Annotated in this window: 22 protein-coding genes; 13 read left to right on the top strand and 9 right to left on the bottom strand. The window is 71.6% G+C overall.

From position 1 onward, the window contains the following. Positions 1 to 20 precede the first annotated feature (20 nt). From ACFU8V_RS03210 to ACFU8V_RS03225, 4 genes are read left to right on the top strand one after another with little or no spacing between them, the layout of a single operon-like run. A complete protein-coding gene (locus tag ACFU8V_RS03210; RefSeq protein WP_303709599.1) occupies positions 21 to 1,013 on the top strand; it encodes an ROK family protein in 993 nt (330 codons plus the stop codon). Further along, positions 1,010 to 1,954: a 1-phosphofructokinase family hexose kinase gene (locus ACFU8V_RS03215; protein ID WP_378868925.1), complete on the top strand. Its 945-nt coding sequence runs from the start codon at positions 1,010 to 1,012 to the stop codon at positions 1,952 to 1,954. The genes ACFU8V_RS03210 and ACFU8V_RS03215 overlap by 4 nt, the downstream gene beginning before the upstream one ends. After that, entirely contained in the window at positions 1,951 to 2,883 is a 933-nt protein-coding gene (locus tag ACFU8V_RS03220) for a class II fructose-bisphosphate aldolase (protein WP_025104194.1), read from the top strand. Before ACFU8V_RS03215 ends, ACFU8V_RS03220 begins: the two co-directional genes overlap by 4 nt. Further along, on the top strand, positions 2,880 to 3,656 hold the full coding sequence (locus ACFU8V_RS03225; RefSeq protein WP_378868928.1) for a DeoR/GlpR family DNA-binding transcription regulator: 777 nt from the start codon (positions 2,880 to 2,882) through the stop codon (positions 3,654 to 3,656). Before ACFU8V_RS03220 ends, ACFU8V_RS03225 begins: the two co-directional genes overlap by 4 nt. A 256-nt stretch (positions 3,657 to 3,912) precedes the next feature. On the opposite strand, the gene ACFU8V_RS03230 is transcribed toward ACFU8V_RS03225, so the two are convergent. The 4 genes from ACFU8V_RS03230 to ACFU8V_RS03245 are packed head-to-tail and all read right to left on the bottom strand — an operon-like array spanning position 3,913 to position 9,103. Further along, positions 3,913 to 6,357 (bottom strand): CHAT domain-containing protein, encoded by a 2,445-nt coding sequence (locus ACFU8V_RS03230; protein ID WP_378868931.1) that lies wholly within the window; start codon positions 6,355 to 6,357, stop codon positions 3,913 to 3,915. A gap of 48 nt (positions 6,358 to 6,405) precedes the next feature. Beyond that, complete coding sequence (locus tag ACFU8V_RS03235) at positions 6,406 to 7,977, bottom strand: S8/S53 family peptidase (RefSeq protein ID WP_025104191.1); 1,572 nt, start codon at positions 7,975 to 7,977, stop codon at positions 6,406 to 6,408. A gap of 50 nt (positions 7,978 to 8,027) precedes the next feature. Further along, complete coding sequence (locus tag ACFU8V_RS03240; protein WP_025104190.1) at positions 8,028 to 8,483, bottom strand: hypothetical protein; 456 nt, start codon at positions 8,481 to 8,483, stop codon at positions 8,028 to 8,030. Further along, positions 8,480 to 9,103: an RNA polymerase sigma factor gene (locus ACFU8V_RS03245; RefSeq protein ID WP_238695663.1), complete on the bottom strand. Its 624-nt coding sequence runs from the start codon at positions 9,101 to 9,103 to the stop codon at positions 8,480 to 8,482. Before ACFU8V_RS03245 ends, ACFU8V_RS03240 begins: the two co-directional genes overlap by 4 nt. 119 nt (positions 9,104 to 9,222) lie before the next feature. Between ACFU8V_RS03245 and ACFU8V_RS03250 the strand changes: the two genes are divergently transcribed. Then, positions 9,223 to 9,441: an SCO4848 family membrane protein gene (locus tag ACFU8V_RS03250; RefSeq protein ID WP_025104188.1), complete on the top strand. Its 219-nt coding sequence runs from the start codon at positions 9,223 to 9,225 to the stop codon at positions 9,439 to 9,441. A gap of 201 nt (positions 9,442 to 9,642) precedes the next feature. Continuing rightward, entirely contained in the window at positions 9,643 to 10,176 is a 534-nt protein-coding gene (locus ACFU8V_RS03255; protein ID WP_025104187.1) for a hypothetical protein, read from the top strand. A 15-nt stretch (positions 10,177 to 10,191) separates the two neighbouring features. Here the strand turns inward: ACFU8V_RS03255 and ACFU8V_RS03260 are convergent, their stop codons facing one another. Continuing rightward, complete coding sequence (locus tag ACFU8V_RS03260; RefSeq protein ID WP_025104186.1) at positions 10,192 to 11,490, bottom strand: MFS transporter; 1,299 nt, start codon at positions 11,488 to 11,490, stop codon at positions 10,192 to 10,194. Positions 11,491 to 11,560: 70 nt separating this feature from the next. Here ACFU8V_RS03260 and ACFU8V_RS03265 point away from each other — a divergent pair, with 70 nt between their 5' ends. Further along, the gene (locus tag ACFU8V_RS03265; protein WP_025104185.1) at positions 11,561 to 12,151 is read left to right on the top strand and encodes a helix-turn-helix domain-containing protein; all 591 of its coding nucleotides are present in this window, start codon (positions 11,561 to 11,563) and stop codon (positions 12,149 to 12,151) included. Position 12,152: 1 nt separating this feature from the next. Here the strand turns inward: ACFU8V_RS03265 and ACFU8V_RS03270 are convergent, their stop codons facing one another. The 4 genes from ACFU8V_RS03270 to ACFU8V_RS03285 form a co-directional block, all read right to left on the bottom strand. Further along, positions 12,153 to 13,271, bottom strand: a complete 1,119-nt coding sequence (locus tag ACFU8V_RS03270; protein WP_378868936.1) for an aromatic acid exporter family protein — start codon at positions 13,269 to 13,271, stop codon at positions 12,153 to 12,155. A 174-nt stretch (positions 13,272 to 13,445) separates the two neighbouring features. Further along, positions 13,446 to 14,132 carry a hypothetical protein gene (locus ACFU8V_RS03275; RefSeq protein WP_025104183.1) on the bottom strand — a complete coding sequence of 229 codons (687 nt, stop codon included), beginning with the start codon at positions 14,130 to 14,132 and terminating at the stop codon, positions 13,446 to 13,448. After that, positions 14,132 to 15,049, bottom strand: a complete 918-nt coding sequence (locus tag ACFU8V_RS03280) for an ABC transporter ATP-binding protein (RefSeq protein ID WP_303709613.1) — start codon at positions 15,047 to 15,049, stop codon at positions 14,132 to 14,134. Before ACFU8V_RS03280 ends, ACFU8V_RS03275 begins: the two co-directional genes overlap by 1 nt. Continuing rightward, entirely contained in the window at positions 15,046 to 15,435 is a 390-nt protein-coding gene (locus tag ACFU8V_RS03285) for a GntR family transcriptional regulator (RefSeq protein ID WP_025104181.1), read from the bottom strand. The genes ACFU8V_RS03280 and ACFU8V_RS03285 overlap by 4 nt, the downstream gene beginning before the upstream one ends. Positions 15,436 to 15,639: 204 nt before the next feature. On the opposite strand from ACFU8V_RS03285, the gene ACFU8V_RS03290 reads away from it, so the two are divergent. The 6 genes from ACFU8V_RS03290 (at position 15,640) to ACFU8V_RS03315 (ending at position 23,161) form a co-directional block, all read left to right on the top strand. Continuing rightward, entirely contained in the window at positions 15,640 to 16,755 is a 1,116-nt protein-coding gene (locus ACFU8V_RS03290; RefSeq protein ID WP_378868941.1) for a class I SAM-dependent methyltransferase, read from the top strand. A gap of 331 nt (positions 16,756 to 17,086) precedes the next feature. After that, the gene (locus tag ACFU8V_RS03295) at positions 17,087 to 18,448 is read left to right on the top strand and encodes a glycine betaine/L-proline ABC transporter ATP-binding protein (RefSeq protein ID WP_253247372.1); all 1,362 of its coding nucleotides are present in this window, start codon (positions 17,087 to 17,089) and stop codon (positions 18,446 to 18,448) included. After that, positions 18,448 to 19,407 carry a proline/glycine betaine ABC transporter permease gene (locus tag ACFU8V_RS03300; RefSeq protein WP_303709615.1) on the top strand — a complete coding sequence of 320 codons (960 nt, stop codon included), beginning with the start codon at positions 18,448 to 18,450 and terminating at the stop codon, positions 19,405 to 19,407. Before ACFU8V_RS03295 ends, ACFU8V_RS03300 begins: the two co-directional genes overlap by 1 nt. 162 nt (positions 19,408 to 19,569) lie before the next feature. Further along, complete coding sequence (locus ACFU8V_RS03305; protein ID WP_025104177.1) at positions 19,570 to 20,478, top strand: glycine betaine ABC transporter substrate-binding protein; 909 nt, start codon at positions 19,570 to 19,572, stop codon at positions 20,476 to 20,478. 146 nt (positions 20,479 to 20,624) lie between these two features. After that, positions 20,625 to 21,602, top strand: coding sequence for a choloylglycine hydrolase (gene bsh, locus ACFU8V_RS03310; protein ID WP_303709616.1), 978 nt, complete (start codon positions 20,625 to 20,627; stop codon positions 21,600 to 21,602). Between the two features lie 56 nt (positions 21,603 to 21,658). Continuing rightward, positions 21,659 to 23,161 carry a lipase maturation factor family protein gene (locus ACFU8V_RS03315; RefSeq protein ID WP_303709617.1) on the top strand — a complete coding sequence of 501 codons (1,503 nt, stop codon included), beginning with the start codon at positions 21,659 to 21,661 and terminating at the stop codon, positions 23,159 to 23,161. The last annotated feature ends 43 nt before the right edge of the window (positions 23,162 to 23,204 follow it).

A 23,204-nucleotide genomic window follows, 5' to 3' on the forward strand; every position in this document is an offset into this window, starting at 1 on the left:
GCGATCCCCGGAGCCGAGCGATGACCCCGAACGACGCCGCGGACGCGATCCCCGACGTCGCGAGGGACGAGGCCGGCGAGAAGCTCGCCGCGGTGCGCACGCTCGGCGCCGGGTCGCCCGTCCTGGCCTTCGACGTCGGCGGGACGGACATCAAGTCGGCGCTGTTCGATGCGGACGGGCGGGCGCTCGGCCTCCGTCGCACGCCCACCCCCACGGCCGCCGGCGACCGCACCCCCGCGCTGCTCGACCGACTGCAGGTGCTCGCCGCGCAGCTCCGCGACGAGCATCCCGACGTGACGCCGCGCGCCGCCGGGCTCGTGGTGCCGGGGATCGTCGACGCGGCCGCCGGGGTCGGCGTGTTCGCGAGCAACATGGGCTGGCGGGACGCGCCGCTGCGCGCGCTCGCCGCGGAACGTCTCGGCCTTCCCGTCGCGTTCGACCACGACGTGCGCGCCGCGAGCTGGGCCGAGCACGAGCTGGGCGGCGCGCGGGCCTACGACGACGCGGTGATCCTCGTGATCGGCACCGGCATCGCCGGCGCCCTGCTCGTCGGCGGCCGCCCCTACACGGCCGGGGGCTACGCCGGCGAGATCGGGCACTCCCCGATCGCCGACGGACCGGTGTGCCCGTGCGGTGCCCGTGGCTGTCTGGAGGCCGTCGCCTCGGCGGGCGCCATCGCGCGCCGCTACCGGGAGGCCACGGGGACGACCCCGGACGGCGCCAAGGACGTCATCGCCCGAGCGGCCGCCGGGGATCGGGTCGCCGCCGACATCTGGGACTCGGCTCTGGACGCGCTCACCCTGTCGCTCGCGCAGCTGACCGCCGTGGTCGCCCCCGAGGCCGTGGTGATCGGCGGCGGACTGTCGCGGGCGGGCGGCGCGCTCTTCGACGAGCTGCGCACCCGCCTCGCCGCCCGCCTCAGCTTCCACCGCCTCCCCGCGCTCGTCCCCGCCGAGCTGTCCGGCAACGCGGGCCTGATCGGCGCCGCCCTCCGTGCCAGGGAGCTCGCATGATCCTCACCGTCACCCCGAACCCCGCGCTCGACCTCACCTGGCAGGTCGATCGGCTCGTGGCCGGCGGGACCCACCGCGCCGAGACCGGGGCGTCCCGCGCCGGCGGCAAGGGCCTCAACGTCGCCAGGGTCGCACACGCCGAGGGGGCCTCCGTCCTCGCGCTGACCACGGCCGGCGGTCCGGTCGGCGCGGAGTTCGCCGCGGAGCTCACGGCCAGCGGGGTGCCCCATGTGCTCGTGCCCGTCGCGGCCGACACGCGTCGCAGCATCGCCCTCGTCGACGAGGCCGCGGGCGACACCACGATCGTCAACGAGCGAGGGGTGAACCCGACCGATGCCGAGTGGGGCGGGCTTCTTGCGGAGGTCGTCGACCGGCTTCCCGGCGCCGCGGTCCTCGTCGTCTCAGGGAGCCTTCCGCCCGGGGCGCCGGAGTCGCTCGTGCCGATGCTCGTCGCGGTGGGTGCGGACGCCCGCGTCCCGGTGATCGTCGACACCTCCGGCCCGGCCCTCCTGCGCGCCGCCGACGCCGGGGCGACCGTGCTCAAGCCCAACGCCGCGGAGCTCGCCGAGGCCACCGGGATCGCCGACCCCGTCGAGGGCGCGCGCTCGCTGCTGGCCCGCGGTGCCGAGCTCGTGCTCCTGTCGCTCGGTGCCGACGGCATGCTCGCGGTCACCGCGACCGATCTCCTGCACGCCCGACTCGACGAGCCGCTCTCCGGCAACCCGACCGGGGCCGGAGACGCCGCGGTCGCGGCCTGCGCCGTGCTCACCGCGGAGGGCAAGCGCGACCCCGAGGTCATCCTCCGTCGCGCGACCGCGTGGTCGGCAGCCGCCGTCCTCATGCCGCTCGCCGGCGACATCTCCCCCCGCTGGCGCGCGCTCGAGGAGCAGCTTCGCGTCTCCCGCCCCGACCCCGCCTCCTTCCGGAAGGACCCTTCGTGACCCTCGTCTCCGCTCGGGAACTCGTCTCCGCGGCTGCCACCGCCGGCACCGGCATCGGCGCGTTCAACGTCATCCACCTGGAGACCGCGGAGGGCCTCGTGCGGGCCTCCGCGCTCGCCCAGCTCCCCGTGATCCTGCAGATCTCGCAGAACTGCGCCGACTACCACGGCGGTCTGGAGCCGGTCGCCCTCGCGACGCTCGCCGCGGCACGACGCGCGGAGACCCCGGTGGCGGTGCACCTCGATCACGCGGAGCGGCCGGAGCTCGTGGACGAGGCCGTGGCCCTCGGCTTCGGCTCGGTCATGTTCGACGGCGGCGCGCTGCCCTACGACGAGAACGTGGCGGTCACCGCCGAGGTCGCCGCCCGGGCCCGCGCGGCGGGGGTGTACGTGGAGGGCGAGCTCGGCGAGGTGGGCGGGAAGGACGGCGCCCACGCCCCCGGTGTGCGCACCGATCCGGACGAGGCGCGGGCGTTCGTGGCCGCCACCGGCGTGGACGCCCTCGCCGTGGCCGTGGGGTCGTCGCACGCCATGACCGACCGCACCGCCTCCCTCGACCTCGACCTCATCGGCCGCCTGCGTGCGGCTCTGCGTGGCGCCGCCGCGGACGGGACCGACGTGCCCCTCGTGCTGCACGGCTCGTCCGGAGTGGCCGACGCCGTGATCGCCGATGCCGTGCGCGCCGGGATGACGAAGGTCAACGTCTCCACCCACCTCAACGGCTTCTTCACCCGGGCGGTCCGCGAGGTGCTCGCCGCCGACGACCGTCTCGTCGACTCCCGCAAGTACCTCGCTCCCGCCCGCGCCGCCCTCGCGGACGAAGCGGCCCGGATGCTGCGACTGTTCGCCCTGCTGCCGTCGCAGAATCCCGCTCCGGTCGCAGAGGTTCCCGGCACGGCTGCGACCTCGACGCGAAACGACGACCGGTGAAGCGCGCGGCCCGACTGCACGCGATCCTCGACCTCCTCGCGGCGGACGGAGAGGTCAAGGTGGAGGAGCTGGTGGAGCGGTTCGGTGCCTCCCCGGCCACCACCCGCCGCGACCTCGACTCCCTCGCCGAGCAGCGGCTGCTCACCCGCACGCACGGCGGTGCCGTGGCCCAGACCGTCGCCTATGAACTGCCGCTCCGCTACAAGAGCCATCTCCGCACGCACGAGAAGGAGAGCATCGCGCAGACCGCGGCGGGGCTCGTCACCCCCGGCATGGTAGTCGGCCTCTCCGGAGGCACGACGACCACCGCCATCGCGGCCGCGCTCGCCGCCCGCGAGGACCTGGCGGCGGAGGGCGGGATCACGGTGGTCACCAATGCCGTGAACATCGCCGCCCAGCTCGCGACCCGGCCGGAGATGAAGGTGGTCGTCACGGGCGGGGTCATCCACTCGCGCACCTACGAGCTCGTCGGCCCGTTCGTCGAGCAGCTCCTCCGCGGGGTGCGGCTGGACCTCGCGTTCATCGGCGTGAACGGGATGGACGCGGCAGCCGGGGCGACCACGCAGGACGAGCGCGAGGCGGCGGTGAACCGGATGATGGCGGAGCGGGCGCGGCGGGCGGTCGTCGTGACCGACGGCAGCAAGCTCGGGGCCGAGGCCTTCTCCACCGTCGGCGGGGCGGAGCTCTTCGCCACGGTCATCACGGATCGAGGGGCCGACGGGGCCGCCGTCGACGCGCTGCGCGCTGCGGGCTACACGGTCCTGCTCGCCTGAGGCCTCAGGCCGCACGCGGACGCCCCGAGGGCCTCGGCGTCCCCAGATCGCCGAGGCCCTGCGGGAGCATCGCGGCTGCATACCGCGACGCTCCCGGAGCAGATGGTGTCCGTCTCGTCTTCCCGCTCCCCAGCGGCGTTTCCCCAGAACCGACGGCGCCTCCCTCGTGCCTCTCCCTTCGAGGCCTTTCGCTCGACACCTTCCGAAGAACAGGAGAAGGCGGGTGCGATTCTGATACCCCGATCCGGGAAAAAAGTCAGAATCCGTTGCCGTGACACTGGAACGGGGCGGAAACCCCCGTCCTGAGCGCGGCGCTCGCCAGGGCGTCGGCGGGGGACGCGCCGCCGGCGAGGCCCTCGTGGACCGCCGTCAGGAGCTCGCACGCGTCGTCGTCCGGCACCGTGACGGGAGCCGCGATCACCGCCTCCGCGCCCGCGTGCAACCACACGCGCGTCATGCCCAGGGCCTCCTCGCCCCAGCGCACGGAGGACCGACCCAGCTCGCACGCCGAGAGGATCACGGTCCGCGGCACCCGGTCGATGAGGTCGACGTCGTAGCCGAAGAGCACGCCGTCGGCGAGTTCGAACCCGGAGAACAGCGGATTGTCGACCGCGTGACGCCCGTGCGCGGCGATATGGAGCACGTCGACGGAGGCCGCCAGCGCGGTGACGGCGCTCACGGTCGCGGTGGTGTCCTGCAGCGTCCGGGTCGTTCCCCGTCCCGCCCACGACTCCGCCGCGCGCTGGACCTCTTCCGCCGCCCGCGGCACGCGCGGTCCCGCCGCGAACCCGACGCTCGGGGCTGAGGGAGCAGAGGCCTCCCCGTCGAACCAGCGCGAGACCGAGGTCGCGAGGGTGAACGGCACGCCGTGCATGCCAGGGAGCATGGCCCACGGCACCCCGCCGAGGATCCCGGGAACGGTGATCACGAACCGCGCGGCGCCCGCGGCGGCCCGGCGCATCGGCCCGAGTAGCTCGTCGTCGAGGACAGCGAGACGCGCCGTCAGAGCGCGCGCGGTCACCGGCCCCATCGCGCCGTCCCGGGTGAGGGCGGCCATGTCGAGGTCGGCGCGCAGGCCGTCGAGAGCGGCCCGCACCCGCGGCCAGGACAGGTCGACGAGGGTCGCGCCGTCCGGCTGCACCACGACCCCGTGCAGTCCGGTGATGGTGTAGACGTAGGCGAGCACCGCGGTATCGGCGGAGAGGAGCGCGGTGGTCTCCGCCAGTGTTCGGCGCTCCCTCGTCGCCCCGGAGCCGGTGGCCGACCACTGCCGCTCGCGCACCCGGTCGCGGAGCGCGCGCACGGTGGGGTCGGTCGTCCAGTCCGCCCCCGCGAGGTCGGCGCGCAGCATCCGGAGCTCGGCGAGGTCGGCGGCGAGGGCGTCATCGTGCGGGGGACGGACCGGGGCGACCTGCTGACTGAGGTGCCGGGCGCGCTCGGACCACTCGAAGAGCGTCGCCGGGTCGCGGCGGCGGACGGCAGCGGCGAGTCCCGTGAACACGAGGTCGCTGGCATGCATGGCGACGGAGGCCTGCAGGTCGAGGGCGCCGAACGAGCGCTGCCATGCCGACAGCAGGTCGAGCCCCGTGGCCGCGGCGCGCAGCGCCTCCCCGTCGCGACCGCGTCCGGCGGCGCGGGCCGCGCGCACCTCCTGCGCGCGGAGTCGGAGCGGCGTCGGGGCCGAAGCGGGGATGCGGGGGAGGCGGCCGGTGCCGTCGCGGCGGGCGCTCAACCGCAGGGCCGTGGCCTCGGTGCGGAAGCCGCTCCGGTCGAGCTCCTGCGCCACCTGCTCCCACGCGGCGGCGTCGAGCGGGCGATCGGGCCGGATCCGCTGTCGGGCTTCCAGCTCCACCGCCGCGGCGCGGGCCGCCCAGCCGCTGCTGCCGAGGGCGGTGAAGCGGCGGGCGGCCGTCCTCGCCGCCCGCGCCGCGGCTCGCGGATCGTGGCGGACGAGTGAGCGGGCGAGGTGGAACTCCGCCTCCCCACGGGCCTGGCGCATCCGCTGGGCACCGAACTGCACGGCCACGCGGGCGAGCAGCGCCTCCGCCTCGGTCGTCAGCCCGGCGTCGCGGAGCACCTCGGCGCGGTCGAGGTCGCTGATGGCGGTGGCGAGGGCGCTGGTGGCGGCGAACGTCGGCCGGGATTCGGCCATCAGGCGCAGCGCCGACACGAGGTCGCCGCCGAGGAGTGCGGCATAGCCGAGGTTGTGCGTGGCCTCGGCGAGCGAGTCCCGTTCGTCGTGCGCCTCGTAGATCGAGATCGCACGGCGGAGATCGGCCATGCAGGTGTCCAGCTGATGGCGCTGCATCCGCACCACCGCCCGGTTCATCAGGCAGTTGGCGAGGGCGGGGGTCTCGGTCCCGGTCGCGGCCAGGGCGTCGATCGCGGTGGTCAGGCTCGCCTCGGCCTCCTCCATCCTGCCCCCGTGCATGAGGAGGGCGCCGAGCTGCCCGCCGAGGAGGGCGACCGTCTCGGCCTGCAGCCCGTCCCTGGCCAGCGCCTCCCGGCACAGCGCCTCCGCGGCCGCGGGCTCACCGGTCTGCGCGAGCACGTAGGCGGCCGTCCCGTCGATGCGGGCGCGGAGGTCGGCGTCGTCGGTGCGGGCGGCGGCCTTCTCCAGTTCCCGCCTGGCACGGGTGAACTGCCGGGCGTTGGCCGCCTCGACGCCGCGTCGGTGCAGCGCGCTCGCGGACAGGGGCATCCGTCCAGGATGCCGTGCCGGAGCGGTCGTGCGGAAGGGTGCGAGGGGTCAGAGCCGCTCGTGCGGCGTCGGCAGGGACTTCAGCACGGCGGCGACGGCCTTCCCGGCGACGGCGGGCTTCACCCCCGCGGCCGGGACGGCGCCGAGCTGGGCCGCGACCCGACCGGCGATGTACGGAGCGGCGAAGGAGGTGCCGCTCCACACCGCGAAGCCGCCGCGGTAGTCGTCCGGGTCGAGCGTCTCGCGCGGCAGCCCGTCGATGTCCGCGCGGGTCGCGGCCTGCGCGCCGCCGACGAAGGCGGGCGAGGTGCTGACCACGGCGGCGCCCGGGGCGTACACCTGCACCCAGGGGCCGACGTTCGAGAACAGGGCGACGGAGTGCGCCGACGGGTTCAGGGCGCCGACCGACACGTGCGGAGCGCCGTCGTCGGACGGCAGCCCGTTGTCGGCGCCGGGCCACGGCCACAGCGAGGCGGGGAACGAGGGCCGATCGATCGCGTCGTTGCCGGCCGAGCAGACGACCACGCAGCCGAGCTCCCTGGCCTTCGCGAGCAGCTCGTACAGAGTCCTGCTGAAGAGCCCGTCGGTCGGGGTCTCGTGGTAGTAGCTGAGGGAGAGGTTGAGCACGTCGATCGGGAAGCCGGTCGTCGGATCCTCGCGGTGCCGCCGCAGCAGTTCCACGACCTGCGCCACGGTCTCCAGGAGCGTGCTCTCGTCGACCACCCCGAGCGCGCCGGCGACGCGGATGGAGAGGATGTCGGCGTCCGGGGCGGCCTGACGCACGAGGCCCGCGATGAAGGTGCCGTGACCGGCCACCGCGTCGATCTCGCCGTCGAGCTGCCCGTACAGGTCGGGGTAGCGTTCGGGGTCGGCGTCGTCCGTGAAGCCCACGGGGACGCCGTCGAGTTCGACGTGCCGGGTGACGATGTCCGACGGCAGCCAGGCGTGCTCGCCGCAGCCGGTGTCGAGGATCGCCACGACCGGTCGTCGTCCGCGCTTCGGAGCGGCGGCTCGAGCCGGAGCGGGGCCGAGCCAGGTGACCGGCTGCCGGGCCCCGCGTCCGGGCTCCAGGTAGTCGTCGCTGCCGCCTCCGCCGGGAGCGGCACCGCGGACGGGATTCGTCCGGGTGAACGGGTTGGTCCGGGTGAACGGGTTCGTCCGGGTGAACGGGTTGAGTCCGACCGGATCGATCGACAGCACGTGCTCCAGGCTGGTCCGCGGCATGGTCGAGCGCGACAGTCGGCGCGCGCGCTGCAGCACCCGCCAGGCGTCGGGCGCCACGGGGGACTCGCCCCTGGTCGGCTCATCCGGCGTGGTCAAGCGCGCCCGCAGGAACCCCGCGACACCCGGGACGAGCTCGCCGTTCCCGATCTCTCGCTCCGGCGACTCCAGCTCCAGCCGCCAGCCGAAGGAGTCCGCGGCATCCCTCAGGGCGCGCAGCTCGCGGTCGTACGCCTCCTCCTCGCCGAGGGCACGCGTGATGAGCAGCCGCTCGGGCAGGTACGCGGTGGGGAACGCGCGGATCCCATCCACCGGTTCCGTGCTGGGGTCGAGGGCGGTGCCGCGGCGGATCGATCCCTCCGCGCGGTCCTGCCAGGTCCATCCCTGGGGCTGCTCCATCGGTCATCCTCTCCGTGGGCATCGCCGGCGACGGCGCCGGCGATGCGGGGTCACAACTCGAACTGCGGGGTCTCCAGGGTGCGGGTCTCGTCGCCGACCGTCGCGGTCAGGCGCACGCGGCTGAGCCCGGACGGCACCTCGTCGAACACGAATCGGCCGGTCTCCGCCGGGGTCGTGCGGCGCTCGCGCTCGCCCTGCAGCAACAGGATCTCCGCGGCGGCGGTGTCCACCCAGCCGTCGATCCGCCGTCGCCCGGACGCGGTCGTCGTGACGTGGAGGAGGATGCTCGTGCTGCCGTCGCTGAACTGCAGGGTGAGGGCGTCGGTCTCGCCGCGGACCGCGCCGAGCTGGCCTTCCACGAGCGTGAGCAGCGCGTACTCGCGGTTGAGCCCGTCCGCGGCGACCGCGGCGACCATCCGGTCGATGAGGCCGGCCGGGACGGGGTCGACCTCTCTCCAGAGGCTGCGCAGGCGGGCGAACAGCCGGGCGTCGTCCTCATCGCTCATGATCGTCCCTCCGTCCGGGTGGCCGGGGCGTCGAGGAGGTCGCGGAGCTTCGCGAGGCAGCGGCTGCGGGTCGGGCCGATGCTGCCGACCGGCATGGAGAGGTCGCGGGCGAGGCGCGCGTAGTCCGGGCGGTCCTCGAAGGCGATCACTCGGAGGAGGCGCTGACAGCGCTCGGCGAGGCGGCGGACGGCGGCCCAGAGTCGGCGGTTCTCGTCGTCGAGCGCGGCGTGCTCCTCGGCGGACGCCTGCTCCGGAAGGAGGGCGTCCAGGTCGTCGGATTCCGCGGTGTCGACGCGACCGACGGCCTTCCCGACCTTCCAGGCCTCGCGGCGGGCGGTGGTCGTGAGCCAGGCCGAGACGGCACGCGAGTCGGCGATGGTGCCGTGGCCGCGCACGAGCTGGAGCCAGGTCGTCTGCACGACGTCTTCCGCGAGGGTGCGTTCGAGGCCGTAGGCGCGCACGACGTGCCAGAGCACGGGCGTCATCAGCCGCACCAGGTCGTCCATCGAGCGGCCGTCGCCATCGCGCCACGCATCGAACAGGTCCGCGGCGCGTTCCCAGCGTGCGCGCCCGTCGTCGGATGCCGGATCGAAGGCGGCGCCGGGGGCACCGTCGATCATGAAGCCCATTGTGATCACACCTACCAGGAGCACGGCAAGGGCTCGGTGATACATGTCGCCGTCCAAGAATTCCGACGGCCGGATCCGTGGTGCGACGCCGCCCTCGCTAGCGTGGAGGGGTGATCGCTCTCGTCGTCGTGCTGTTCCTCAACGCCGGTTTCAACGTGCTCGTCTGGCCGCGGTTCTACAGCCGCGTCGCGAAGGACCCGCGTGCCAGGGACGAGAACGGCAAGGCCACCCCGTTCCTCCGCGTGCACGTCATCCTCATCGCGATCGCGCTGGTGCTGGCCGTGGCCTCCGCGGCGGCGGGGATCACCGTGCTCGCGCTCGCGCCATGAATCGGTGGTCTCCTATCGGCTCTGATGTGACGGCGACCGACATCGATCGCGACCACTGTCCCGGGTGAGCCGCCGGCGAGATGTGTTCAGCTCTACGCGTTAGACGTCTTTGAACAAGACGAGAATCGGGAGAATCGGCACGGCGGTTGTCGCAGGATTGGTTGCTGAAGGGTGATTCGTGCGGATCGGTAGCCTGGGAGCATGCCGGAACTCTTCCGAAGTGCCGCCGGAAGCTTGCAGGAAGCCGGGTGGACGTTTGAGCCGCCGACGTCGATGGAGAACGGCGTTCCCTCCCCGCTGCGCGCGGCACCCGAAACGGTGATCCGCTGGGTGTCCTCGTTCTCACTCCTGTCGAGCTCAGACGAGACGGTGTGGTTCTTGTCCCGCGACGACTACTCGACCGGCGCGGAGGGGGCGTTCGCGTGGAACGAGTGTGAACTGCTGAGCATCCAGGCTGCGACGACGGATGATGAGGCGGTCGCGGTCTCCCGTTTCTGGAGGCGCCACGCACCCATCCTGCTTTCCGTTCGCAACGGATACGAGTACCTGGCGGTGCGAGACGACGGAGCAGTCGTCCACGGTTCCGAGCCAGAGTTCGAAGAAGCGGTCGTCGTGTTCTCTCACTTCGAAGATCTGCTGAGGTACACCACCGCGCGGCCGGCCCGGCGCGACCAGGTCGTCGACAGCTTGCTGTTCGGTGCCGCCGACGTCACTGGCCCGACGCCAGGCGACTAGCGCAGTGTCTCCACCTCAGTCCCCCTCGTACCGGGCGGCGTGCGCGGCCCAGCGAGACTCGACCGGGAGGCTGCGGAGGGCGCGGTTCCCGATCGCGAGGGCGGCGGCCACCACGCAGAGGGCCGCACAGATGAGGATGGTGCCCTGTCGTCCGAGCCCGGCCAGGCCGAAGCCCGCGATGAGCGGGGCGAGCGGCATCGCGCCCATCGCGAGGACCCCCATGGCGCTGTTCGCGCGTCCCAGCAGACGTGACGGCGTGGCCACCATGAAGTAGCCCATCATCCCGGCGTTCAGGGCGGGGACGAGGAGCACCGTAGCACCGAGGACGGCGGCGACGGTCCACGGTGCCGACGCGAACGACAGCACGACGGCGCCGAGGGCGACCACTGCGAGCCCGCCGATCGTGAGCACGCCCGCCGGGATCCGGGGCACGAGGAGCGGGGCGACGATCGCGCCGACAAGCATCACGGCGCCGATGGCCGCGCTGACGGTTCCGATGAGGAGTTCGGAATGGCCCGCCTGCTGCAGCGCATAGACGGCCGTGGTGATCGCGGCGTTGAAGCCGAGGTTCACGATGGTCATGATGAGCATGACGCCGCCGAGGTCGGGGCGGGACAGCAGCCAGCCGAAGCCCTCGCGGAACTCCCGCCAGGCGTTCGGGCGTGCGGGGGGCGCGCCGCCGTCGTCCTCGTCCAGAGCGCCGACGTCGGCGATGCCCGCGCGCCGGACCTGTCGCCCGAGGAGCCCGGCGGTCACGGCGGCGACGAGGTGGCACAGGGTCATGACCGCGCCGACGAGCCAGCCGCCCACCCCGAGGAGCAGGCCGCCCAGCGGGCCGCCGGCGAGCTGGAGGGCCGCATCGCGCCCCTGGTTCGCGGCCTGCGCGCGCCCCATCGCGTCGTCCGGGACGATCTCCTTCAGCGCGCTCTCGCCGGCGACGTCGAAGAGGCCGCTCCGCGCGGCCAGCAGCACGTCGATCACGAGGAGGGTCGCGAAGGTGAGGGCGCCGCCGAGGGCGAGGAGGGTGAAGGCCCCGGCCAGCACGATCCCCAGAATCGAGCCGACGAGCATGAGCACGATGCGCCGGTGCCGGTCCGCGATGATCCCGCCCACGAGGGTGAGCAGCACCCGCGCCACCATGCCCGCCCCCGCGATGATGCCGGCCTGTGCGGGGTCGTTCGTGATGACGAGCGCGAGGAGCGGGACGGCGAACCCGAAGAGCGCCGAGGCGAGCCCCTTGCTCGTGTCGCTGACGAGCCAGGTGAGGTAGCGCGTGTTCTGCCACAGGCGGTGCGGCGTGGTCGTCGTGCTCATGGCTCGACGATAGTTCCGCAAGAATAATTGCGCAACTGTTCGTGCGCATTTGCGTGACTAGGATCGGGGAATGGCTGACGACGCGGAGAAGACCTCTCGGGAGGACGCCGCCTTCATGACCTCGGCCATGCTCAAGGCCTACTCGCACCCGCTGCGCCGCCAGATCCTCCGCCTCATCGCACGCCGCGGTTTCCTGCGCGCCGCGGACATCGCCGGTGCGCTCGACGTGCCGGCCAACAGCGCCAGCTTCCACCTGCGGGTGCTCGCCGAGGCGGGGCTCATCGAGGAGGCTCCGGAGCAGGCCAGAGACCGCCGCGACCGCGTGTGGACGGGACGCAAGGGGGCCCTCACCGTCGGCGGTCCGGAGAATCCGGTCGCGGACGAGGCGCTCGGCGATGCGGTGGTGGCCGCGCTCGCAGAGGACCACGTCGACCTGCTGCGCCGGGTGGTGGCCTGGACGCCCGAGTACGTGTCCGGTCGCACCGCCGAGGTGCATGCGTCGTTCGTGCAGCGCACCATCCGACTGACCGAGGCCGAGTTCGACGACGTGATGCACAAGATCGATGACGTGCTCTCCGCCGCCGACGACGCGCACGACGACACCGACCCCGCGGGCCGTCACTGGCAGCTGGACATCGTCGTCGCCGACGACACCATCTGACTCACTCGTCTTCGTCGTCGAGGCGCTCGCCGCTGAGGATGAGGATGCGGCGGAGGTGCATCGCCGTCAGCACGCCCGGTCCCATCGAGCTGCGCACGTCGAACGTGCGGTCGTCGACCTTCTCCAGCAGGAGCCGGATCGCCCGCGCCGCCTCCGCGCGGCGGCGGTGCGCCGCGCTCGAGGCGGGGTCGTCCTCCGCGATGACGTCGGCGACGGCGTGGCAGGCCGCCGACAACGGCTCGGGCAGCGCCGGATCCAGGGGCATGGCCGCCGGACGCTTCCAGATCGTGTCGGCCGTCGCGTCGGCGATGTCCCGGATGAGGTGCGCGATGCGGTCGAGCGTGGAGAGCTGCTCGTGGATGTGGGCGGTGCCCGCATGCCGGCGTCGCGCGCGCGGGTTGTAGCGGACGCTCTCGTCGGCCTCGGCCAGGGCGGCACGGAGGTCGGCGGTGGTCTCGGCGAGCGCTGCGGCATCGTCGGCCCACTGTGCGGTCTCCGGCGGCCAGGACTCCGAGACCGCGGAGCCGATGTCGTGGAGGTGCCCGGCGAGCTGTCGTCGGAACTCCTCCACCCGCGCCTCGGCCGATCCGATGAGCGGGGCGGGGGCGAAGAGGAGGTTCACCACCAGACCGATGACGATCCCGACCCCCATCTGGGCCAGGTAGCCGAGGGAGTAGTCGTCCGCGTTCTGACCGCCGATGATGAGCACGAACAGCGCCGCCATCGGGACGTACTCCTTGCCGACGCCGAACCAGCCGGTGCCGGAGACGAGGACGCCGAGGCCGACCACGAGGGGGATCGTCCACCACGTCGGCCCGACCGTGAGCACGATCAGCGCGGCCAGACCGATGCCGGTGGCCAGACCGAACAGGGTCTGCAGGCTCGACCGCATGGATCCCATGACCGTCGGGTACATGCTCACGAGCGCGCCCAGGGGTGCGTAATACGGGTACTCGTCGGTGACCCCCGGCATGTGCGGCGCGATCGTCCACGCGAGCCCGACGGCGAGCGCCGTCTTGGCCACGAGGAGCAGACGAGCGGGGCGGACGGCCTCGCGGACGGTGCGGGCGAGGTACGAGCGGCGTTCGCGGACGCGCAGGCGCGAGAGATCGGGCGTCACGGCATCCTCTCCTCGCGGCGGTCGGGTGGTCTTCCGTGGTGAGGATAGGGCGGCAGGCGGCGCGCGGCCACCGGGTTGCCCCGCCTCCGGTCGCCGAGTAGAGGGCGGCCGGACGCGGATGCCGCGGCCGCGCGGGGTGCGCAGCCGCGGCATCCGCGGATTCCGGACCGTCCCTCAGGGCGTGGCTCGACGGAACGCGAGGAACGAGATGACGCTGAGGACGGCGACGACCACGAGTCCCCAGAGGGCGAGGCCCACGGCTCCGAGGTCGAGGATGCCGAGCCACACGTCGCCCCACAGCTCGAGCCGCGTCACGAGGAACACGACCCCCACGAGGAGGAGCGCCAGGGCGACGCCGACGATGGTGAGCACCATCGGACCCCAGCTCTTGTAGATCGTCGCGCCGGTGAACCCGACCACGAAGAAGAACAGCGCGAGCGTGAAGTAGACGACGAAGGCGCCGAGCGGGCCGGCCTCCCACAGCCACGGCAGGTGGAACACCCAGCCGTTCACGCCGTACCCGTTCGTGGCCAGCTCGATCGCGCCGCCCAGGAGGAAGAGGATCCCGAGCAGCGCGCTGCCGAGGATTGCGGTCAGCAGCGTTCCGATGAAGAACTCGCGCCGGGTGACGCTCATGGCCTGCGAGAACGGGAAGGTCAGCGTCATGGCCGACAGCCCGATCGCGAAGAAGTACCACAGCGGTGCCTGGCCGCCTCCGCCGTACTTGGGGGCGTCGCCGGGGATCATCGCGTAGATGAGGACCGAGATCACCACGGCCGAGGCGAGGATGATCAACGGCACCCAGACGAAGGTCTGCCGGTTGATGAGCTGCAGGCGGATGACGTTGAGTGTGCGTCGCATCAGCGGACTCCTTCCGTGGTGGCGTCGGCTCTGGTGCCGGAGCGGGTCTCGGCCTTCTGGGTGAGGCGGACGATGAGCTGCTGCAGGGAGACGGGGGCGAGGTCGAGGCCGGCGGCCCGCACCTCCGCGCGATCGTCGGCGGTGAGGGCGCCGAGCACGGTGACGGAGGCGACGCGACCGAGCTCGTCGCGGTGCAGCACCTCGCGATCGCCGACCCAGGCGTCGACCTTCGCGGCATCCCCGACGACGGTCACGGCGCGGTCGCGGACGGCATCCGTGTCCTCGTTGAGGAGGATCTGGCCGTTGTCGATCACGATGACCTTCTCGATGAGGTTCGCGACCTCGTCGATCAGGTGCGAGGAGAGGATGATCGTGCGCGGGTGCTCCGCGTAGTCCTCCACGAGACGGTCGTAGAAGATCTGCCGGGCGACCGCGTCGAGCCCGAGGTACGGCTCGTCGAAGAACGTGATCTCGGCGCGGGAGGCCAGCCCGATGATGACGCCGACCGCGGAGAGCTGCCCGCGGGAGAGCTTCTTGATGGTCTGCTTCATCGGCAGCTGGAACTCCGCGATGAGCTCGTCCGCGAGGGCCTGGTCCCAGTGCGGGAAGAACAGGCGGGCGGCGGCGAACGCGTGCCGCGGGGTCGCATCGTCCGGGTACTTCTGGCTCTCCCGCACGAAGCAGATCCGGCCGAGCACATGGGCGTTCTCGTACGGGTGCTCGCCGAACACCCTCACGGTGCCGGAGGATTCGAAGTTCTGGGCCGTGAGGATCGACATGAGTGTCGTCTTCCCGGCGCCGTTGCGGCCGAGGAGCCCGTAGATCGAGCCTCCCTCGAGAGCGAGCGACACGTTGTCGAGCGCCCGCTTCTCCTTGTAGCGCTTGGTGAGGTTCTGCACCTCGATGACGGCGGTCATGCGGGGTTCTTCCCTTCTGGGGTGGGGGCGGATGCGGCGCGCTGCCGGAGCAGGTCCGCGAGGTCTTCCGCGCCGAGGCCGAGCGTGCGGGCCTCCGCGAGGAGCGGGTCGATGTAGCGGTCGGCGAAGGCCGCGCGGCGCTCGCCGAGGAGCAGCTCCCTGGCGCCTTCCGAGACGAACATGCCGATGCCTCGGCGCTTGTGGAGCACTCCCTTGTCGGTGAGCATGGCGACTCCCTTCGCAGCGGTGGCGGGGTTGATGCGGTAGAACGCGGCGAGCTCGTTCGTCGAAGGGGCCTGCGCCTCCTCGGCCAGCGAGCCGTCGAGGATGGAGTCCTCGATCTGCTCGGCGATCTGGAGGAAGAGCGGCTTGCCTTCTTCGATCACGAGTCCTCCGTGGTTGCTGGGTTACTTACTTGACTAAGTAACCACGGAACCGGCCACGGTGTCAACCCCTCTGGATGTGGGCGGGCACAGCTTCGGAGATCTCCGCCGACATGCCGCCTGACGGTCGGTTCCGGCGGCGTGTCGGCCGTCAGCTCCGAAGTCGTGCACGAGGAGGGGGTGGGGCGGGCCGCGTACAGTGGGCTGGTGCCGGAGTTCCCCTACAGCCGCCTGCGTCGCTGGCCCGACGTCGAGGCGGACAACCTCCAGGCCCAGGATGCGACCGACCTCCTGCTCGTGGAGCGCGCACTCGCGCTCGACGTGCCGGGGTCCGAGACGGTCGTGATCGGAGATGAGTACGGCGCGATCACGCTGGCGCTCACGGCGGCCGGGCGCTCCGGTGTCCGGGTGCATCAGGACCTCGCGACCGGACGCCGCGCCCTCGCTCGCAACGCGGAGGAGCTCGGAATCGGCGGGTTCGCGCCGCACGAGCTCGATGCCGATCTGCTCGCCGAAGCGAGACTGGTGCTGCTGCAGCTGCCGAAGGCCCTCGCTGAACTCGAGGAGATCGCCGACGCCGTGGCCCGCTGGGCCGCCCCGGAGGTGGTGCTCGTCGCGGGAGGCCGCGTGAAGCACATGTCCCTCGGTCAGAACGATGTCCTGGGGCGGAGCTTCGCGCACGTCCAGGCCCAGCGTGCGGAGCGGAAGTCGCGGCTGCTCATCGCCACCGAGCCGCTTCCCGTGCCGGAGTTCCCGCCGTTCCCGGTCTCGGCGCGGCACGGCGACCTCGTCCTCGTCGCCCACGGCGGCGCCTTTGCCGGACCCCGTCTCGACATCGGCACCCGCACGCTGCTCGATGTGCTCGACCTCGACGGGAACGATGCCGGCCGCCGCGTGCTCGACCTCGGCTGCGGGACGGGAGCGCTCGCCGTGTCCTGGGCGCGTGCTCGCCCGCAGGACCGGGTCGTCGCCACGGACCGCTCGGCCGCCGCCGTCGCCTCCGCCCGCGCCACCGCGTCGGCGAACGGGGTGGCCGATCGGGTCGAGGTCACCCACGACGACGCGGGGTCGGCGCTCGCCGCGGGGAGCTTCGACACGGTGCTCCTGAATCCGCCGTTCCACCTCGGCGCCAGCGTGCACACCGGCGCCGCGACCCGCCTGTTCGAGGCCGCCGCGCGCCTGCTCCGACCGGACGGGGAGCTGTTCACGGTGTACAACTCGAGCCTCGGCTACCGGGCCGAGCTGACGCGGCTCATCGGCCCCACCGCGCAGCTCCGGCGCACCCCGAAGTTCACGGTGACGCGCTCCGTTCGTCGCCCGTGAGCACGGTGCGCCGAGATTGCTAGACGCTCGTACTATCCCCCGGTCAGCGCCGGAAACCCGGGCACGTCCGCAGTGCAGGATTTGCCGCTGACCGGCCATTTCGTTACGTTGGTCTGCGGGCCTGACGGCCCATAGACCAGTCCGCGGTCACGTCCTTCCTTCGATGAGCTGTGCGGCGAAGAGGCGTGGGCGTACGGTCGATCCCCTCTGCGGCGGATCCGAAATCCGCCGCCTGTGCCGCCACAGCGAAGACGTCGAACGGCCTCGTGAGGATCACCCGGGCGTGACCGAAGCAGGCTCAGCCACCCGAAGGCCGAGCCGCAGGGGAAACGTGTCCGAAACAGCACTCGAAGCGCGCCATCTGTACAAGGTGTTCGGGAGGAATCCGAGCGCCGCCGTCCGCCGGCTGAAGGCAGGGGAGAGCCGTGCCGCCGTCGCCGACGCGGGGACCGCCGCCGTCATCGACGCCAGCTTCACCGTCAACCGCGGTGAGATCTTCGTCATCATGGGCCTGTCCGGATCGGGCAAGTCCACCATCATCCGCATGCTCAACGGGCTGCACGACATCACCGCGGGCACCGTCACCGTGGGCGGCGACCCGATCACGGGCATTCCGGCCGCCCGCCTGCGGGAGATCCGCCGCGACCGCATCTCGATGGTGTTCCAGCACTTCGCGCTGCTGCCGCATCGCACGGTCGCCGCGAACGTCGCCTACCCGCTCGAGCTCAAGGGCGTCGGCAAGGCCGAGCGCCAGGCCAAGGCCGAGGAGATCCTCGCCCTCGTCGGGCTCGAGGGTCAGGGCGACAAGCTGCCGTCCGAGCTGTCCGGCGGCATGCAGCAGCGCGTGGGCATCGCCCGCGCCCTCGCGGCCGACAGCGACATCCTGCTCATGGACGAGGCCTTCAGCGCGCTCGACCCGCTGATCCGCCGCGAGATGCAGGAGCAGCTTCTGGAGCTGCAGCAGAAGCTCCAGAAGACCATCGTCTTCATCACGCACGACCTCAACGAGGCCATGTTCCTCGGTGACCGCATCGCCGTCATGCGCGACGGCCGCATCGTGCAGATCGGCACGCCGGAGGACATCCTCATGGACCCGGCGAACGACTACGTCGAGCAGTTCGTGCAGGACGTCGATCGTGCCCGCGTGCTCACCGCCGCCAACGTGATGGAGCGTCCGCGCCCCGTCGTCGCCGAGTCGGCCGGTCCTCGCACCGCGCTCCGCCAGATGCGCGACGCCTACATGTCGGCGACCTACGTGGTCGGCAAGGACCGCCAGCTCGTCGGCGTGGTCACCGACCGCGACGCCGTGAAGCTCGTGCGGCAGGGCGCCACGCGCCTCGACTCGATCATCAAGCCGGTGCTGCAGAGCGTGCGCGAGGACGACGTCCTCATGAACCTGTTCGTCCCCGCCGTCGAGTCGCCGCTGCCCCTCGCGGTGACGGATGCCGACGGCCGCCTCGCGGGAGTGATCCCGCGCGTCACCCTGCTCGCGGCGCTCGGTCCCGGGCCCGGAGCGACCGAGGAGATCCTGCTGCCGATGACCCCCATGCCCCAGGCCGAGATCGACGCCGTGCTCGACGACGGATGGACGGCCGAGCCCGGCCCTTCGACGAGCTCAGGGACCCAGGATGGGTTCGGGTCAGAGGCACAGGGTGGCTTCGGCTCAGAGGCACAGGCGGAGGAGGTGCGCTGATGGACGGTTTCCGCATCCCCGTGGGCGACTGGGTCGCCGCCGGCGTCGACTGGATCACCGCCAACCTCGACGGCCTGCTCGACGCGGTCTCGTTCGTGGTGAGCTTCCTCGTCGACGGTCTCACCCGTCTGCTCCTCACGCCGCACTTCGCCGTGATCATCGTGATCGCGGCGCTGATCGCCTGGCTCGTGCGCTCGTGGCAGCTCGCCATCGGCACGATCCTGTCGTTCGGGCTCATCGTCGCCATGGACCTCTGGGTGCCGGCGATGCAGACGCTCGCCCTGGTGCTCGTCGCCGCCGTCGTGGCCGTGCTGATCGCGGTGCCGCTCGGCATCTGGTCGGCGCGCAATGCGACCGTGCGCGCGACGCTGAAGCCGGTGCTCGACTTCATGCAGACCATGCCGGCATTCGTGTACCTGATCCCGGCGATCGTGTTCTTCGGCATCGGTGTGGTGCCCGGACTCGTCGCCACCGTGATCTTCGCGCTGCCTCCCGGCGTGCGCCTGACCGAGCTGGGCATCCGCGGCGTCGACGCGGAGACCGTCGAGGCCGGACACGCCTTCGGAGCGACGCCGGGGCAGATCCTCCGCGGCATCCAGCTCCCGCTCGCGATGCCGACCATCATGGCCGGCGTCAACCAGGTCATCATGCTCGCCCTGTCGATGGCGGTCATCGCCGGAATGGCCGGTGCCGACGGGCTCGGGAAGATGGTCGTCGAGGCGATCTCGACGATCAACATCCCCAAGGGCGTCGAGGCCGGACTGGGCGTCGTGCTCATCGCCGTGTTCCTCGACCGGGTGACCGCCGCTCTGGGCGCGCCCGGCGAGAACCGCTCCTCGCTCCTCGGCATGCTGAAGCGTCGCGGTTCGTCCCGGCCCTCCGCTCCCGTGGCGTCGGAGTCCGCAGCCTCCGTGCCCGCCGAGGAGGCCCCGACCGAATCCGAGCTCGCCCGCGCCTGAGCCCCCGCGTCCCCGTTTCCGTCCCACCCCGCTACGTCCGGTGCGGGACGGAAATGGGGCGCTGGGGCGCGGATCCCGGCACGGTTTCGATCCCGGCACAGCTGTCCCGCGGCCTCGTCCGCACCTCCTGAACCACATACGGAACGCAAGAGAGAGAGTCACATGAAGAAGAAGATCCTGACCATCACCGCCCTCGGGGCTGCCGCAGCGCTCACCCTCGCCGGATGCAGCGGCGACGGCGCCGGTGGCACGAGCGGCGGCGGCGACGGTGCCGAGGACAAGGGCACCATCACCCTCGGGTTCCTGCCCTCCTGGACCGACGGCCTCAGCACCGCCTACCTCCTCCAGGACCAGCTCGAGAAGATCGGCTACACGGTCGAGATGAAGACGCTCACCGAGGCCGGCCCGCTCTACACCGGGCTCGCACAGGGCGATGTCGACATGTACCCGTCGGCGTGGCCGGAACTCACCCACGCCTCCTACATGGACAAGTACGGCGACGACATCGAAGACCTCGGCACGTACTACGAGAACGCCAAGCTGACCCTCGCGGTGCCGGAGTACTCCGAGCTCACCTCGATCGAGGACCTCGCGGGCAAGGGCGCCGACTTCGACGGCAAGATCTACGGCATCGAGCCGGGTGCGGGCCTGACCGCCCAGACCCAGAAGATGATGCCCGAGTACGGCCTCGACGGCGAGTACGAGCTCGTCACCTCGTCGACCGCGGCGATGCTCACCGAGCTCAAGACCGCGACCGACAAGAAGGAGGACATCGTCGTCACGCTGTGGCGTCCGTTCTGGGCCAACGACGCCTTCCCCGTGAAGGACCTCGAAGACCCGAAGGGCGCCATGGGCAAGGCCGAGGGCCTGCACTTCCTCGGCACCGCGGGCTTCGCGGACGAGTTCCCGGAGGCGGCGGAGCTGATCGAGAAGATCAAGCTCGACGACGAGCAGTACGGCGCGCTCGAAGACCTCGTGGTCAACGAGTACGGCGAGGGCAAGGAAGCCGACGCGGTCGACGCCTGGCTCGAGGAGTACGGCGACCAGTTCGACTGGACCGTCACGAGCTGACACCCGTCGCACGTCTCGAAGGAGGGTCTCCCGCAGCGGGAGGCCCTCCTTCGTCATGGGTGACCCCACTTACATTCGGGGGCGGAAGGTGGAAGCATGGCGCGAAACCGGCGGGTCGACCGGCCCGCGGATGGGGGGACACGACCATGTGCACAGGACTGAGCTTCACGACCGCCGACCACTACTTCGGGAGGAATCTCGATCTGGAGTTCTCGTACAACGAGACCGTGACCGTCACACCGCGGAACTTCCCGTTCCCGTTCCACCGGCTGCCGTCGATGCCGACGCACCACGCGATCATCGGGATCGCGACGATCGCCGACGGCTACCCGCTCTACTACGACGCGGTCAACGAGAAGGGGCTCGGCATGGCGGGGCTCAACTTCCCGGACAACGCGCACTACCCGGCGCCGGGGTCGGGGGACACCGAGGTCACCCCGTTCGAGTTCATCCCCTGGGTCCTCGGACAGTTCGAGACGGTGGCCGAGGTGAAGGAGGCCCTGCGGTCGGTGAGCCTCGTCGACATCAACTTCAGCCCGGAGTTCCCGCTGTCGCCGCTGCACTGGATCATCGCCGACAAGAGCGCATCGATCACGGTCGAGAGCGTGCGCGGCGGCCTCAAGGTCTACGACAACCCGTGCGGCGTGCTCACGAACAACCCCACGTTCGACATCCAGAGCTTCCGGCTCAACGACTATCAGCACCTCTCGAAGCGGCAGCCGGAGAACACGTTCGCCTCGGACGTGCCGATGGACCTCTACAGTCGCGGCATGGGCGGGATCGGGCTGCCGGGAGACCTGTCGTCGTCGTCCCGGTTCGTGAAGGCGGTGTTCACGCGCATGAACTCGGTGTGCGGGACGTCGGAGTCGGAGTCGATCAGCCAGTTCTTCCAGATCCTCGGCTCTGTCGCCCAGCAGCGCGGGTGCGTGCAGGTCGGCGACGAGGAGAAGTACGAGATCACCATCTACTCGTCGTGCGCCAACACGGCGACGGGCGTGTACTACTACACGACCTACGAGAACAGCCAGATCACCGGTGTGGACATGCACAAGGAGGATCTCGACGGCTCCGAGCTCGCGGCGTACCCGCTCGTGAAGGGGCAGCAGATCGCGATGCAGAACTGATCTCCGCTCCGCGCAACCCCCTCATCGGGAGGGCGGCCGCGGCGTAGCCTGTGGCCGTGGACGGGTTCGCGGCGGTCGACTTCGGGTTCGCCCGCGAGGTCCTGCAGCGGGGCATCGCGGCGCTGTACCTCGTGGCGTTCGTCTCGACGCTCAACCAGTTCCGTCCGCTCCTCGGTGAGCACGGACTCCTGCCCGCGCCCGTGCTGCTGGACTGGGTGGCGCAGAAGCGCGAGCGCCGGAAGCTGCTGCACCCCACGCTCTTCACCCGCGTTCGCTACACCGACCGGCGTCTGGTCGCGCTGTCCTGGGCGGGGATCGTCATCGCCGCCCTGCTCATCGCCGGGGTGCCCCAGCTCGGGCCGCCGTGGGTGCCGATGCTCGCCTTCCTCGCCCTGTGGTTCGGCTACATGTCGGTGGTGAGCATCGGGCAGACCTTCTACTCGTTCGGGTGGGAGATGCTGCTGCTGGAGGCGGGGTTCCTCGCGGCCTTCCTCGGCTCGAACGACCAGCCGCCGCCGACCGTGGTGATCGTGCTGTTCTGGTGGCTGCTGTTCCGGCTGGAGTTCGGCGCCGGGATGATCAAGATCCGCGGCGGACGCGAGTGGCGCGACCTCACCGCGATGACCTTCCACCACGAGACCCAGCCGATGCCCGGGCCGCTGAGCCGCCAGGCGCATCTGCTGCCGCGGTGGTTCCACAAGCTCGAGGTCGTCGGGAACCACGTCGCGCAGCTCGTCGTGCCGTTCTTCCTCTTCGCCCCGCTGCTGTCGCTGTGGCTCCCCGACAGCGGTGGCTGGGTCCCTGAGCTTGTCGAAGGGGTCGCGTGGGTCGGTGCCGTCGCGGGCGGGATCGTGATCGCGACGCAGCTGTGGCTCGTGCTCACCGGGAACTTCGCGTGGCTGAACTGGGCGACGATCGTGCTCGGGTTCTCCGCGATCGGCCTCCCCGGCATCGGGACTCCGGAGCGGACGCCGGAGACCTCGCTGCCGTGGACGGTGTCCGGCATGCCGCTGTGGTGGGTCGTGGTGACCTCGGTGGTCGGGGCGCTGTTCGTCGTGCTGAGCGTGCCCGCCGTGCGCAACCTCTTCGCGCGACGACAGCTCATGAACGCGAGCTTCCACCGCTGGCAGCTCGCCAACGCCTACGGAGCCTTCGGCACGGTCACGCGGGAGCGGATCGAGATCGTCGTGGAGGGGTCGGACGACGAGGAGGGTCGGCACTGGCGCGAGTATGAGTTCCGTGGGAAGCCCGGGGACGTGCGGCGGATCCCGCGGCAGTTCGCCCCGTATCACCTGCGGCTGGACTGGCTGATGTGGTTCCTGCCGCTCGGGCACTCGCTGGACGACTGGTTCTCCGTGTTCCTCGTGCGGCTGCTGGAGGCGGATGCCCCGACGCTGCGGATGCTGCGTGTGGACCCCTTCCGCGGCGAGCGGCCGCGGTGGGTGCGCGCCGTGTCGTACCGCTACCGCTTCACCACCCGCGCCGAGCATCGTGTCGACGGCGCCGTCTGGGTGCGGACCGGTCGCCGCGTGGTGCTCGGTCCGGTCGGCCTCCGCTGACTTCGAGTCGCGCACTGTGCGGCAAATCCGGGCCGGATGGAGC

This window comes from Microbacterium sp. NPDC057658 (assembly GCF_042799975.1).
Classification (GTDB): Bacteria; Actinomycetota; Actinomycetes; order Actinomycetales; family Microbacteriaceae; genus Microbacterium.

What these genes read in the sequence shown, in the direction of transcription:
- ACFU8V_RS03300 (WP_303709615.1), top strand. Translation starts at nt 18,448, where the DNA reads ATGGACGGTTTCCGCATCCCCGTGGGCGACTGGGTCGCCGCCGGCGTC.
- ACFU8V_RS03305 (WP_025104177.1), top strand. Translation starts at nt 19,570, where the DNA reads ATGAAGAAGAAGATCCTGACCATCACCGCCCTCGGGGCTGCCGCAGCG.
- ACFU8V_RS03275 (WP_025104183.1), bottom strand. Translation starts at nt 14,132, where the DNA reads ATGCGACGCACACTCAACGTCATCCGCCTGCAGCTCATCAACCGGCAG.
- ACFU8V_RS03210 (WP_303709599.1), top strand. Translation starts at nt 21, where the DNA reads ATGACCCCGAACGACGCCGCGGACGCGATCCCCGACGTCGCGAGGGAC.
- ACFU8V_RS03230 (WP_378868931.1), bottom strand. Translation starts at nt 6,357, where the DNA reads ATGCCCCTGTCCGCGAGCGCGCTGCACCGACGCGGCGTCGAGGCGGCC.
- bsh (WP_303709616.1), top strand. Translation starts at nt 20,625, where the DNA reads ATGTGCACAGGACTGAGCTTCACGACCGCCGACCACTACTTCGGGAGG.
- ACFU8V_RS03235 (WP_025104191.1), bottom strand. Translation starts at nt 7,977, where the DNA reads ATGGAGCAGCCCCAGGGATGGACCTGGCAGGACCGCGCGGAGGGATCG.
- ACFU8V_RS03255 (WP_025104187.1), top strand. Translation starts at nt 9,643, where the DNA reads ATGCCGGAACTCTTCCGAAGTGCCGCCGGAAGCTTGCAGGAAGCCGGG.
- ACFU8V_RS03215 (WP_378868925.1), top strand. Translation starts at nt 1,010, where the DNA reads ATGATCCTCACCGTCACCCCGAACCCCGCGCTCGACCTCACCTGGCAG.
- ACFU8V_RS03265 (WP_025104185.1), top strand. Translation starts at nt 11,561, where the DNA reads ATGGCTGACGACGCGGAGAAGACCTCTCGGGAGGACGCCGCCTTCATG.
- ACFU8V_RS03245 (WP_238695663.1), bottom strand. Translation starts at nt 9,103, where the DNA reads ATGATCGACGGTGCCCCCGGCGCCGCCTTCGATCCGGCATCCGACGAC.
- ACFU8V_RS03280 (WP_303709613.1), bottom strand. Translation starts at nt 15,049, where the DNA reads ATGACCGCCGTCATCGAGGTGCAGAACCTCACCAAGCGCTACAAGGAG.
- ACFU8V_RS03240 (WP_025104190.1), bottom strand. Translation starts at nt 8,483, where the DNA reads ATGAGCGATGAGGACGACGCCCGGCTGTTCGCCCGCCTGCGCAGCCTC.
- ACFU8V_RS03260 (WP_025104186.1), bottom strand. Translation starts at nt 11,490, where the DNA reads ATGAGCACGACGACCACGCCGCACCGCCTGTGGCAGAACACGCGCTAC.